Origin of the sequence: Moraxella catarrhalis, assembly GCF_001656295.1 — a bacterium.
Lineage (GTDB): Bacteria > Pseudomonadota > Gammaproteobacteria > Pseudomonadales > Moraxellaceae > Moraxella > Moraxella veridica.
This window is the reverse complement of record NZ_LXHE01000002.1, coordinates 149,439-162,395: the sequence shown is the minus strand read 5'-3', so window position 1 is coordinate 162,395 and position 12,957 is coordinate 149,439. Positions and strand designations below refer to the sequence as shown.

Annotated in this window: 11 protein-coding genes; all 11 read right to left on the bottom strand. The window is 41.7% G+C overall.

The genetic code is table 11. The features are described 5' to 3' along the window. Nucleotides 1-3 precede the first annotated feature (3 nt). The 11 genes from sppA to ccoN all read right to left on the bottom strand — a co-directional run bounded on the left by sppA (nt 4) and on the right by ccoN (nt 12,447). Entirely contained in the window at nt 4-1,032 is a 1,029-nt protein-coding gene (gene sppA / locus AO382_RS00840; RefSeq protein ID WP_064617339.1) for a signal peptide peptidase SppA, read from the bottom strand. 95 nt (nt 1,033-1,127) lie between these two features. Further along, nucleotides 1,128-3,650, bottom strand: coding sequence for a ComEC/Rec2 family competence protein (locus AO382_RS00835; RefSeq protein ID WP_064617337.1), 2,523 nt, complete (start codon nt 3,648-3,650; stop codon nt 1,128-1,130). 13 nt (nt 3,651-3,663) lie between these two features. Continuing rightward, complete coding sequence (gene ispD, locus AO382_RS00830) at nt 3,664-4,383, bottom strand: 2-C-methyl-D-erythritol 4-phosphate cytidylyltransferase (protein ID WP_064617336.1); 720 nt, start codon at nt 4,381-4,383, stop codon at nt 3,664-3,666. A gap of 66 nt (nt 4,384-4,449) precedes the next feature. Further along, entirely contained in the window at nt 4,450-4,860 is a 411-nt protein-coding gene (locus AO382_RS00825; protein WP_081261319.1) for an FtsB family cell division protein, read from the bottom strand. A 34-nt stretch (nt 4,861-4,894) separates the two neighbouring features. Then, complete coding sequence (eno, locus tag AO382_RS00820) at nt 4,895-6,211, bottom strand: phosphopyruvate hydratase (RefSeq protein ID WP_064617332.1); 1,317 nt, start codon at nt 6,209-6,211, stop codon at nt 4,895-4,897. A gap of 57 nt (nt 6,212-6,268) precedes the next feature. Continuing rightward, complete coding sequence (gene kdsA, locus AO382_RS00815; protein WP_181878887.1) at nt 6,269-7,120, bottom strand: 3-deoxy-8-phosphooctulonate synthase; 852 nt, start codon at nt 7,118-7,120, stop codon at nt 6,269-6,271. Nucleotides 7,121-7,266: 146 nt separating this feature from the next. After that, nucleotides 7,267-8,901, bottom strand: a complete 1,635-nt coding sequence (locus AO382_RS00810) for a CTP synthase (RefSeq protein ID WP_064617328.1) — start codon at nt 8,899-8,901, stop codon at nt 7,267-7,269. A gap of 169 nt (nt 8,902-9,070) precedes the next feature. Then, the gene (gene ccoP, locus AO382_RS00805; RefSeq protein WP_064617326.1) at nt 9,071-10,138 is read right to left on the bottom strand and encodes a cytochrome-c oxidase, cbb3-type subunit III; all 1,068 of its coding nucleotides are present in this window, start codon (nt 10,136-10,138) and stop codon (nt 9,071-9,073) included. Next, entirely contained in the window at nt 10,135-10,317 is a 183-nt protein-coding gene (locus AO382_RS00800) for a cbb3-type cytochrome oxidase subunit 3 (RefSeq protein ID WP_064617324.1), read from the bottom strand. Before AO382_RS00800 ends, ccoP begins: the two co-directional genes overlap by 4 nt. Continuing rightward, on the bottom strand, nt 10,317-10,955 hold the full coding sequence (gene ccoO / locus AO382_RS00795) for a cytochrome-c oxidase, cbb3-type subunit II (protein ID WP_003657543.1): 639 nt from the start codon (nt 10,953-10,955) through the stop codon (nt 10,317-10,319). The genes AO382_RS00800 and ccoO overlap by 1 nt, the downstream gene beginning before the upstream one ends. Nucleotides 10,956-10,965: 10 nt before the next feature. After that, on the bottom strand, nt 10,966-12,447 hold the full coding sequence (gene ccoN, locus AO382_RS00790; protein WP_064603872.1) for a cytochrome-c oxidase, cbb3-type subunit I: 1,482 nt from the start codon (nt 12,445-12,447) through the stop codon (nt 10,966-10,968). Between the last annotated feature and the right edge of the window lie 510 nt (nt 12,448-12,957).

The following is a 12,957-nucleotide window of genomic DNA, read 5'->3' as shown; positions in this document are numbered from 1 at the left end:
TAGTTATTTTATATCCGTTTGTTCTTGATTTAGGCTAAATTTCAAACCCTCGCCCAAGCCCTTACCGACCTGCACGCCAAAACGATCAAACAGTTTATTCATCGGATTAACATAGGTGTAATCTACCGTATCCAGCTCGAGCTGTCTTTTAAGCTCACTGATACTGCCTGTTTTATCCGCTAGCCCTAGCTCAACAGCATCTGTACCCGTCCAAATCAGACCACTAAATAGCTGATTTTGTTCAGGATTGATCAATTTATTGCCGCGACCTTGTTTGACAGCATTGATGAAATTTTGGTGTGTGTTGTCTAGCATATTTTGGATATGCTGCTGCTCACTGGCGGTCATCTCACGGCTGACGCTTAGGATGTCTTTATACTCACCTGCGGTCAGTGTACGATCTTTGATACCCACTTTTCTCATCAGCTCTTCTGCATTAAAGCCAGACATGATCACACCGATAGAACCGACCAAACTTGATGGATTGACCCAAATCTCATCAGCAGCCGATGCAATATAATATGCACCTGATGCACCGACATCACCGATGATGGCATAAAGCTTTTTGTCAGGATTTTCTTGGCGTAGCATCATCGCCATTTGCCAAATCTCATCTGACTGCACTGGCGAACCGCCTGGTGAGTTGATATTTAAAACCACTGCTTTGGCGTTTTGGTTATCAAAAGCTTCCATCAAAGAGTCATTGATATTTAAAGCATTGGTATCACCATTCGCGGTAATCGCGCCAGTCACATCCACCACAGCAATGTGCGGCTCGCCTATCCCAACGCGCTCAAATGATGATCCAGAACCGCTGCACCCAAAACCAAGCACAATGATAAAAAATACCAAAAAAGCAAAGGTCAATAATTTCAAAAATACCGACCAAAGACGGTTAGCCCTTTGCTCTTCAATGCTGGCAAGCAGTGTTTTTTCGAGCAGACGCCATTCTTCACCTTGTCTGGGTGCACTCATGGGTGTGTCAGCTGATATTTTTTGGGGCGATTTGTCAGGATTTGGTGGCCATGCCATAATTGATACCTTATACAAAAATACTTAAAATGTGAAAATGCACTTATTGTAACCCAAAAACCATATAAACGATAGTGTGCCTACCTGATTATTCACTATTTATCTAAGTAAAGTGATTGCGGGGTATCTAAATTGGCTTTAACATGGCTGGCATCAGAGGCGTGTGTGGTGCTAAGCCAAACCGAATGATAGCCTGCAGGCGTCACCAACTTTAGTTCTTCATTAAAAAGACACAGCATGTCCCATAGCTGCCAAAGTATTGGCTCACGATTTGTGCTGATGATCAGCTGTGTTTGATTTGAAGTGTCGGTATCAGTCTCCCCAAAATTAGGCTCAAGCTGATCTTCTATCAGATTTTGGGTATTTAGTGGCAAATCTGCCAAAACTTCAATTTCACAGTGCTGTACACGCTCATCACCAATCTCATGCCAACCCGTCAAAGCTTTTATACCAATGCCTTCAGATTGCCAATGTAAACCTGCACGACATGGTGTGTGGTGAATATTTGCCAAAGGCTCATGATTACCCGCCTGCCAAAAGCGATACACAGGTAATGCTTTAGCAAGCTGACCCACCACAGGCAAAAATATGGCACTTGGGCTTTGGACAATGATACCATCTATGCCATGTTGTGCCGCTCCCAGTCGATACAGCTGATCGGTCAATGTTTGGGTATGATTTGCTCTTAAGCTCTTGGCACCCAAATCATTTAAGATAAGCCAGTGTTTTTGCTGATTGGCATTGTGATAACTAAGCAGCATCTGACTGATATTAGGCGTATCACTTGGCAAAATAATCAGCTTAAAATGCGGTATCTGCTTGGGCAATCCCAAAAATATCATCGCCACCAAAGGTAGTATAATCAGTACCCTAGGTAAGACATTTGGCAATATCCATAAGCCCACCACCATAAAACTGAGTAAAAATCCTGCCATCCCAAAAGGCGCATACAGCCAAGCACCCAAACTACCAATTTGGCTGCTTAGTCCAAAATACAAAAAATCATGCAGCCAATAAAGTACAGCAGAAGATACGCCCCAAAGTAGCTGCGACAGCTCTGGCAAAATCCCAAAAACTGCACCAGCGATTAAGTTAATGGGTACAACAACAAAACCAAACAATCCGATGGCAAATAAATTCACCACCAAACCCCAGATTGATACCTTGCCAAATAATAAGATAGACACAGGCAGCATGCTAAAAAATAGCCAAAATTGCAAACGCACTGCCTGTTTGAATTGAAGCCATCGCCGTACAAGCTGTCCCTGATTTTGATTGGTCTCATTTATCATATCGATTTTGGACTCATAACGCATCAATAACAACACGGCAATAAATGACAACCAAAATCCTGCTTGCCATAACACATAAGGGTCAAGCCAAATCATCAACAAGGCTACCCACGCCAGCACAGAAATCATGCCAGTGGGCAGTATTAAGTAGCGAACCAGCCAAGCTGCAATTAATAAATAAACAGTTCGCACCGCAGGCACATCAAACCCTGTAAACAATGCATAAACCAAACTTGCCAACACCATGACCATCATACGAATTTGCCATCTTGGTAAATGTGCATAAATGCGTTGTGCAAATTTATCCGTCATAAAAGTGACAAGTGCTGATAAAATCACCGCTAAAAATAGCACATGTGTCCCTGAGATGGCAAGCAGATGAGAAATACCTGCCAATTGATCCAGTTCTTTGGTGTGCTTATCAATCAAAGCACGATCACCTGTCATCAAGCTCAAAGAAACCGCTCTTGCCTGTGATTGCGATGCACTAAGCTTATGCCAATCTTGATAAAAATGCGTTCTGAGCCGATGACGAAATTGCTCAAGACGAAAATAAAACCGCTGAGCCAAAGATTCTGCCTCAAGCGGTGCAATCTCACCAACAGACAAAATTTTTGCTTGAGCATGAATATGGCGAGTGCGTAGCCATTGATTGGTATCAAAACCACTTGCCGATGGCGTTTTATCAATCGGCGTAATCAAAATCTCGGCAGTCAAACGCATAGCAGGCTGAACCTTAGCAAGTTTGCTCAAATCGGCTTGAGTAATATTTGGATTGGCTGACAAAAGTACCGTCATACCCTCCATTGATTTTAATTTGTCTAAATCCTCTTGAGTTGACATTATTGAAGGGTTGGGATTAAATTCCCCAAAGGGATTATAAATCTTTAAAGTTGAGGAGTGATGAGCAGAAGGAATAATGGGTTTAATATTATGTAAAGTCGCTACTTGGCGAAATGAAGTACCTAAGATGTCATCATAAACCCCATCACTCAGAGTATGAATATGAGCGTCAGCACTGACCATGTAGCGAGCGTTTGGCGTATGCATCTCATAAGTAACATATGCGACCAATGTACGCACCACAAATAACAAAACAATACTTGCAAGTAGACACGCTTTGAGCAAGCGATTGATTTTGGCTAATTTAGATGTAGGTATCAGCGACCATCCAAGTAAACACAACAATAAACCTGCAGTTATTAATAAGATGAATTGATCTGAAGCTAAAACACCAAGCCATGTCTCATCAAACCAAAATTGCTCAATACTGCCCAAGATGGCAAGCACAGCCAAGACAACAAAAACAAATAACCAAACCGCCATAAGCTTAACTTAATTAGACCAATTCATCAAATAAACCGCTTAAAATCTTCTCCATAAGCGGCAAATCATCAGGATAAGTCAGCTTAATATTCATCCGAGATGCTGGCACAATGGTGACAGACTCTCCCATCGCTTCACACGCTGATGCCTCATCAGTAATCTGTAGGCGGTTGGTGATGACAAATTCAAAAGCCGACTTTAAAACCCCTATCTTAAATGCCTGAGGCGTCAACGCTTGCCATAAATAATCTCGGCTGACCGTATGGCTAATATGGTTATCTTTGGCAAACTTCAATGTATCCACGACAGCTGTCGCCAATATTGCTGCATTGCATTGATTGCTTTTGATTTTATGAATCAATCGATCTAAATCAGCATAAGGCAAACATGGTCTTGCTGCATCATGAATAAGCACCCAATCATTATCTTGACCCCCCTCGGCACAGATTTTGTTAAGTCCATTCATCACCGACTGCCATCGCTCATCACCGCCAGTTGTGTAGTAAACCGTCTGATCAAAAGAGGATTGAATGTCCAACATTTCGTTTTGGATATAGGCATCATCATGAGCAATCACCACGGTCAAAGCATCAAGATCGGGGTGATTTAATCGAGAAATACTGTGTGCCAAAATACTTTTAGTACCAATTTTAAGATATTGCTTGGGTCTATTAGCACCAAATCTTGATCCTGTGCCAGCAGCGACAATGAGCGGATAAATCGTTGTTTTCATAAGCCATCAAATAATAAAAATCGCCAAATCAGATCAAACAGTTTGGCGATCAAAAACTTTTGTATATCAGTGATTGGGTATGGGTTCTGGTACAGAATCAACAGCCTCGATACTCTCATCAATTTCAAGCAAGGGCTGGCGTGAATAAGTGATTGGTGCATTTGACAGCTGAATAAATGTTTCGCCAGGCTTAATTAGACCAAGGTCCAACCGTGCATGCTCCTCAATTGCCGAAAGACCCAATTTTAGATCTTTGACATCAGCCAATAAGAGGTTGTTTTTATTGATCTGCTCTTGATTCAAGCGATTTTGTTCATGCAGCTGATTTTTTACAGCAATTAGATTGGCATGACCATAATCGCCGTACCAATACTGTATTTGCATCAGCACCAAAACCACTGCCGCAATAATAATGCTGATAATCAGTTTAAGCTGATTACTCACCATGTGTCTAAGTATCTTATTCACATTTGCCACAGTGTTTTTCCCAAATCATTGATAAAATCGCAGATCAGCCACGCAGACCGATAAATTCTTCACGACCACGGTAAGCGGCACGCACTTGCTGCTCGATGCGTAAAAGCTGATTGTACTTGGCAACACGGTCTGAACGACACAGTGAACCTGTCTTAATCTGACCTGCCGCCGTACCAACCGCTAAATCAGCAATGGTTGAATCTTCAGTTTCACCCGAGCGATGGCTGATGACAGTGGCATAGCCATTTTGTTTGGCCAAATAGATCGCATCTAAAGTTTCGCTTAAAGTGCCAATTTGGTTAAATTTGATCAAAATGGCATTAGCAATGTCTTTATCAATACCTTCTTGCAAGATCTTTGGATTGGTGACAAACAAATCATCTCCCACCAATTGAACCTTTTTGCCCAACTGTTTGGTCAGATATGCCCAGCCTTCCCAATCGCTTTCATCTAAGCCATCTTCGATAGAGATGATCGGATATTGGTTGCATAAGCTGGTTAAATAATCGCTAAAACCTTGGCTATCAAAGGCTTTATTGCCCTCACCTGCCAAGATGTATTGACCATTTTTATAAAATTCAGATGCTGCACAATCTAAGGCTAAAAAGATATTCTCACCTGCCTTGTAGCCAGCTTTATCAATCGCTTGCATGATGACAGTAATTGCCTCTTCGTTTGAGCGTAAGTTGGGTGCAAATCCCCCTTCATCACCAACAGCCGTATTTAAACCTTGTGCTTTTAGAACTGATTTTAACGCATGGAAAATTTCGGTACCTGCACGCAGTGCCTCTGAAAATGAAGCAAATCCCACAGGCTCAATCATGAATTCTTGGATATCAACGGTATTATCAGCATGTGCGCCGCCATTTAAAATATTCATCATCGGCACAGGCATGGTTAAGCTGGTTTGTCCACGCAGATTGGCAATGTATTGATGCAGGGGCAATGATTGAGCAATGGCTGCTGCTTTGGCTACCGCCAACGATACCGCCAACATAGCATTTGCACCCATATTGCCTTTATTTTCCGTACCGTCAAGCTCAATTAAGATATTATCAATCTTGGTTTGTTGCGTGACATCTTTATCAAGCAGTGCAGTGCGGATTTGGCTATTGGCGTTCGCCACTGCTTTTTTGACGCCTTTGCCCAAATAACGAGAAGCATCGCCATCACGCAATTCCAATGCTTCACGAGAGCCTGTTGATGCCCCACTGGGTGCAGCTGCACGACCACGAATACCATTTGCAAGGATAACATCTGCTTCAATGGTTGGGTTGCCACGAGAATCCAAAATCTCTCGGGCAATAATGTCTTTAATTTCTACAACATTTTTTGTATCTTCAGCGTACATAGTAGCTCCTATCGCAATCGCTTATTAATGATAAAATTCTTTAATTTTGTGTATCTATTATTGTGTATCTAAAGTTTCAAAGCCTTTGACCAAATCATCAAGCTGCTTAATTTGTATCAAAAATGGCTCAAGTTGATTTAGGCGTAATGCACTTGGGCCATCACATTTCGCCTTATCAGGATCAGGATGAGCTTCTAAAAATAAACCCGCCAAGCCTGTCGCCATACCCGCACGAGCAAGTGTAGTAATCTGATGGCGTCTGCCACCTGCACTGTCACCACGAGCGCCAGGCTCTTGAAGTGCGTGCGTAACATCAAAAAATACTGGTACATTCATTGACTTCATGGTATCAAAGCCAAGCATATCGACAACCAAATTATTATAACCAAATGCCGAACCACGCTCACAAAGAATCACTTGATCATTACCAGCTTCCAAACATTTATTAATGATATGACGCATTTCATGTGGTGCCAAAAACTGTGCTTTTTTGACATTAATTACCTTACCAGTGCGTGCAATGGCACTCACCAAATCCGTCTGGCGGGACAAAAAAGCAGGTAATTGTAGGATATCGGCAACTTTGGCAACAGGTGCAGCTTGATAGGGTTCATGCACATCGGTAATAATGGGGACATTGTAAGTTTCTTTAATGTCATTTAGCCAAGTCAAGCCATTCTCAAGACTTGGACCACGAAAAGAGTGCAAACTTGAGCGATTTGCTTTATCAAAACTTGCCTTGAACACATAACCGATATTAAGCCTTTGGCAAATATCGATATATTGCTCAGCAATCTCAAAAGCCAATTCACGGCTTTCAAGCACATTCATACCGCCAAATAGAACAAAAGGCTTATCATTACCAATCTCAATCCCTGATACGGTAATGGTTGATTGAGCGGCTATCATTGGCTGTGTCATCTCAAATCCTTACAGTTTTATTTATCCTGCATAAGTTACAAGTTTGGTTTTGTCATTATACTACCAAGTATATTTAAAAACACGACAAATAGTAAAAAGCACATCAAAGCCAAAGCGTTTGATGTGCTTAATGATTAGACTTGTTTCACATCTATGGCAGCTTTGATGAAGCTATTAAATAGTGGATGACCACCTCGAGGAGAGCTGGTAAACTCTGGGTGATATTGCACCGCCACAAACCAAGGATGATTGTCAATTTCAACCGACTCAACCAAATGCTGTTTGGCAGAATAGCCTGAAATTTTCATACCAGCATTTTCCAAAGGCTCAATATAGCGATTATTCATCTCATAACGATGGCGATGGCGTTCGGTGATATTATGTGAGCCATAAATCTTAGCAAGCTTAGAGTTTGAAACCAATTCTGCTTCTTGAGCACCCAAACGCATGGTGCCGCCCAAATCACTGTCATCAGAGCGAATCTGAAGTTCACCTTTTTCATCAAACCATTCGGTAATCAAGCCGATAATCGGATTGGCTGTTTTTCGATCAAATTCAGTAGAATTTGCTTCTATGCCCAATACATTACGCGCATACTCAATCACTGCAAGCTGCATGCCCAAGCAAATGCCTAAAAATGGCTTGTTATTTTCACGCGCAAATTGAATGGCTTTTATCTTACCCAAAGTACCGCGTTCACCAAAGCCGCCTGGAACCAAAATCGCATCCACATCGGTAATCTGATTCATTGCCTCTGGATCTGTTTCTAGGGCCTCGGCACTGACATATCGAATACTAACTTTTGTTTTATTATAAATGCCTGCATGAAGTAGGGCTTCGTTAACGGATTTATAAGCATCTGGGAGTTCGACATATTTGCCCACCATGGCAACTACGATCTCGCCTTGGGAGTTGAACAAATCATCGACAACTTTATCCCAATCTGACAAATCCGCCTCTGGTGCTGTGATACCAAAACGCTCACAAATCAAATCATCCAAATCTTGCTCATATAAGCGGCGTGGAATTTGATAAATAGACCGGGCATCTTCACACAAGATGACGCCGCGTGGCTCGACATTCGTAAATAATGCAATTTTTTGACGGTTATCTTCAGAAATGGGTTGTTCTGATCGACAAATTAATACATCTGGCTGCAGACCAATGGATCGAAGTTCTTTGACCGAATGCTGAGTTGGCTTGGTTTTAGACTCGCCCGCCGAAGCAATATAAGGTACCAAAGTCAAATGCATTAGTAAAGAATGTGTACGACCAAGCTCAACTTGCATTTGGCGAACCGCTTCCATAAAAGGCAAGCTTTCAATATCGCCCACTGTACCGCCAATCTCAATAATGGCGATGTCATAGCCCTCACCACTGGTGCGGATTTTATGCTTGATTTCATCAGTAATATGAGGGATCACCTGAACAGTACCACCCAAATAATCGCCACGGCGTTCTTTAGCAAGTACAGTTTGATAAATGCGACCACTGGTAAAATTGTTGGCTTTGCTCATTTTTGAACGGCGTAAAAAGCGTTCATAATAACCCAAATCCAAATCTGTCTCCGCACCATCTTCGGTAACGAAGACTTCACCATGTTGAAATGGACTCATCGTGCCAGGATCCACATTAATATAAGGATCCATCTTGGTCATGGTAACTTTAAGGCCACGAGCTTCTAGAACAGCCGCAATGGAAGCTGCAGCAATGCCCTTGCCAAGTGATGACACGACACCGCCGGTTACAAAGATAAATTTCGTACTCATAGTAATATATCTGTTGCTGGTAAAATAGAATTTTACTAAAAATCATCAAAAAAATATAGGGGTTTGGGGAATATTTTTCTCTGCAAATAAATCATAGCATTAAAATCATTAATCATTTCACCGTCAATAAAAAGAGCCGCAAAAGCGACTCTTAAAACATTAGCTAAACTTATTCAGCAGCAGTTTGTGATAGTGAGCGTACATAAGCTGCCAGCAGCATAATGCGTTCATTACCCAATTTGGTTTGCCATTCTGGCATCACACCAGCACGACCATGACGAATGGAAGTTTGGACGGCATCACGATCACCGCCAAATAGCCAAATATCATCAGTTAGATTTGGTGCACCAATGGCAGTACTACCTTTGGCATCTGGACCATGGCAGACCACACAATTTGCCTCAAACAGTACTTTACCTTGTGCAACTTTAGCAGCATCAAGCTCATAGTCATTTTGATTACCAGAAAGCTGAAGCACATATTCGGCTGCGGCACGGACACCAGACTCGCCCAGTTGTTGTTGCCATGCTGCCATTGAACCAACACGACCATTATGAATTGTCAGTAGGATTTGGTCAGCGTTGCCACCATACAACCAATCATTATCTGTCAAATCAGGATAACCAAGCGCACCTCTTGCATTAGATCCATGGCATAAAGCACAGTTTTGTAAAAATAAACGGTTACCGATTTTTTGTGCTTCTGGATCTGATGCCAGTTTATCAACATAAGGTGCCAGCAGTTTGACTTGTTCATCAATCTGTGTTTGTAGTTCGGCATTTTCTTCGCCAGCTTTACGCTGTGATTGAAGATCATTTAGTTTAGCAAGGACAACAGTTGCCTCACTTGCACCTGCATTTGCCAAAATATTTTGCTCAAAATTTTCAGTAAATACACGGTTGTTAGCTTGAAGCTGGCTGTTTAGTTCATTAGCAGAAGTCCAAGGTACAGACTCACCGTCCACCTCAACGGTTGTCACACCTTTCCATGTATTTGGCTGAATTGATGGAAAAAGGATAAAATAACCCAAGCCCCAAATCATCGTACCAAAGAAAATCACCAACCACCATTTTGGCAGTGGTTTATCATATTCTTGAATGCCATCATATGAGTGACCTGTGGTCTCATCTTCTTCAAGAACTGGTCTAGATCGTAAGGTCCATACCAGAACACCAAAGATGAATAGCCAGCATCCCAATGATAAGATGGTAATCCAAGAACTCCAAAAAAAGCTCATTGTATATCCTTAGTGCGCTTATCTGATGATAGGCGTTGTATGTCCTGATCATCCAGCGCAAGTTGTGCATCTTCTTCAAAGCGTTTTTTATTTTTTGGGGAATAAGCCCACCATACGATACCGATAAAGGCGATAAAAGCCGCAACGGTCGCAATACTATGCAAAACGCCCCAATTCATTAGCGTTGACCTTGCATCGCAATACCCAACTGCTGCAAATAAGCAACTAGGGCATCCAGCTCGGTTGCACCTTGAACTTGGTCAGGTGCAGCTTCAATATCTGCTTCTGTATAAGGTAACCCAAAACGATCTTTAAACAGACGCATTTTTTCTTGTACTTTTGTCCCATTAACTTCATTGGTTGCAAGCCAAGGATAAGACGGCATCACAGATTCTGGAACAACAGAACGAGGGTCGGTCAGATGGTCAACATGCCACTGGTCTGAATAACGACCGCCCACACGGGCAAGGTCTGGACCAGTACGCTTAGAACCCCATAAAAATGGGTGATCCCATGTTGATTCTGCAGCACGACTATACGGACCATAACGCTCAACTTCTGCACGCAATGGGCGAATCATCTGTGTATGGCAAACATGACAACCTTCACGGATATAAATATCACGACCTTCAAGCTCAAGTGCTGTCCAAGGACGCATATTTGGCATGGGTTTGTTTACACCGCCTTCTTCGGCAACGGTTTCATCATAAATCAAAGGTACAATTTCAACCAAGGTTGCAAAGCTGACAGCAATGACGATAAAGATGACGAGTAAACCTGTATTTTTCTCTACTAATTCATGAGTGATATTAGACATTGTTTACCCCTTAAGCTTGTGCCGTTGCTTGTTCACTGCCAGTATTTACCTCTTCTGGCTCTGCGATATGTTCAGGCACGCTTGGCATTTTGATGGTGCGATAGCAATTATAAGCCATAACAAACATACCACCAACATATAAAGCACCACCCAATGCACGCACAACATACGGCCAATGTGAGACTACAACAGTTTGAATAAAGTCATACGCCAAAGTACCATCTGGGTTAGTGGCACGCCACATCATCCCTTGGGTAATGCCTGAAATCCAAAGTGCAACGATATACAATACCGTACCTGTTGTTGCAAGCCAAAAATGCAGCGTGATTAAGCTGGTTGAATACATTTTTGCCTTATTAAAGATACGAGGCAATAGCACATAAATTGAACCGATAGTAATCATACCCACCCAGCCTAATGCACCCGAATGCACATGACCGACAGTCCAGTCAGTATTATGGCTAATGGCATTAACTGCTTTAATTGAAAGCATTGGACCTTCAAAAGTACTCATGGCATAAAATGATAGTGCCACAATCAAGAAACGGATAATTGGGTCTGTACGCAATTTATCCCAGCTGCCTGAAAGTGTTAGTACGCCATTAATCATACCGCCCCAAGATGGTGCAAATAAAATCAATGAGAACACCATACCCAAAGATTGTGTCCAGTCAGGCAAGGCTGAGTAATGTAGATGGTGACCACCTGCCCACATATATGATGCAATTAATGCCCAAAAATGCACAATTGATAAGCGATATGAATAAACGGGGCGACCAATTTGTACAGGAATAAAGTAATACATCATGCCAAGAAACGCCGCTGTTAAATAAAAACCAACAGCATTATGTCCATACCACCATTGAACCATGGCATCGGTTGCACCACCAAAAAGTGAGTATGACTTAAATAAGCCAACTGGTACGACCAAGCTATTGACAATATGTAACAACGCAATCGTGATGATAAATGCTGCAAAAAACCAGTTTGCGACATAAATGTGAGAGGTTTGGCGTTTGATGAGCGTTCCAAAAAAAACAATGGCATAAGCAACCCATACCAATGCAATGGCAATATCAATTGGCCATTCTAATTCTGCATACTCTTTGGAAGAGGTAATACCTAATGGCAGTGTGATGACCGCAGAGACGATAACAGCCTGCCAGCCCCAAAAAGTAAACCATGCCAAATAAGGTGCAAATAATCTGGTCTTACAAGTGCGTTGAACGATATAGTAAGATGTTGCAAAAAGTGCTGAACCCCCAAACGCAAAAATTACCGCATTAGTATGCAGCGGTCTTAGTCGTCCAAAAGACAGCCATGATGTGTCAAAATTCAATACTGGCCATGCCAACTGTGATGCAATGAATACACCGACAGCCATGCCAACGATACCCCAAAATACCGCCATGATTGTAAAAAATCGTACGATCGTGATTTCATATTCATGATCAACGGATAAGGGGGCTACTGCTGATTTATATAGACTCATTGGATATTTTCCTGTGCAGCCCGATTTATTTAGCGTCGCAGTTTTATCAAATCGAGTGAAAAAACTACTCTTGCTTTGATCTTGTGTGTCTATTGTAACGCAAAGTTAGGCAAATATCATCAAATCAGCCAGCAAAAACGAAAAAATCCTTAATTTTTCTGTGGAATATGGACAAATTTTAGGTTTAAATTTGAAATTCCTTGCTAGCTTGGATTGCAAAACTGCTTGGCTTGCGTTTGACGGTGCGGCAAGGTGCCAACACCAAATATATCCCTACTGATAATATGGTATTACCAGCGGATTTTCACCTTTTATTATACAACACAAATGTAATTTTTGGGTATATTTTGTAAAAATATTGAGATTTTTTGGTAATAAAGCTGAATTTCTCATGATTATTTAATTTATTTTAATATTTATTTATTTTAATATGCAATCATTAACCAAAACTCATTTTATATTAACTGTATGAGATTAAACTGGTCTAAAGACGATTGTGACAAATCAGTG

Excerpts from the sequence above, each read along its gene's own strand:
- kdsA (WP_181878887.1), bottom strand. The coding sequence starts at position 7,120 with ATGATAGCCGCTCAATCAACCATTACCGTATCAGGGATTGAGATTGGT.
- ispD (WP_064617336.1), bottom strand. The coding sequence starts at position 4,383 with ATGAAAACAACGATTTATCCGCTCATTGTCGCTGCTGGCACAGGATCA.
- sppA (WP_064617339.1), bottom strand. The coding sequence starts at position 1,032 with ATGGCATGGCCACCAAATCCTGACAAATCGCCCCAAAAAATATCAGCT.
- AO382_RS00800 (WP_064617324.1), bottom strand. The coding sequence starts at position 10,317 with ATGAATTGGGGCGTTTTGCATAGTATTGCGACCGTTGCGGCTTTTATC.
- AO382_RS00810 (WP_064617328.1), bottom strand. The coding sequence starts at position 8,901 with ATGAGTACGAAATTTATCTTTGTAACCGGCGGTGTCGTGTCATCACTT.
- eno (WP_064617332.1), bottom strand. The coding sequence starts at position 6,211 with ATGTACGCTGAAGATACAAAAAATGTTGTAGAAATTAAAGACATTATT.
- ccoN (WP_064603872.1), bottom strand. The coding sequence starts at position 12,447 with ATGAGTCTATATAAATCAGCAGTAGCCCCCTTATCCGTTGATCATGAA.
- ccoP (WP_064617326.1), bottom strand. The coding sequence starts at position 10,138 with ATGAGCTTTTTTTGGAGTTCTTGGATTACCATCTTATCATTGGGATGC.
- ccoO (WP_003657543.1), bottom strand. The coding sequence starts at position 10,955 with ATGTCTAATATCACTCATGAATTAGTAGAGAAAAATACAGGTTTACTC.
- AO382_RS00835 (WP_064617337.1), bottom strand. The coding sequence starts at position 3,650 with ATGGCGGTTTGGTTATTTGTTTTTGTTGTCTTGGCTGTGCTTGCCATC.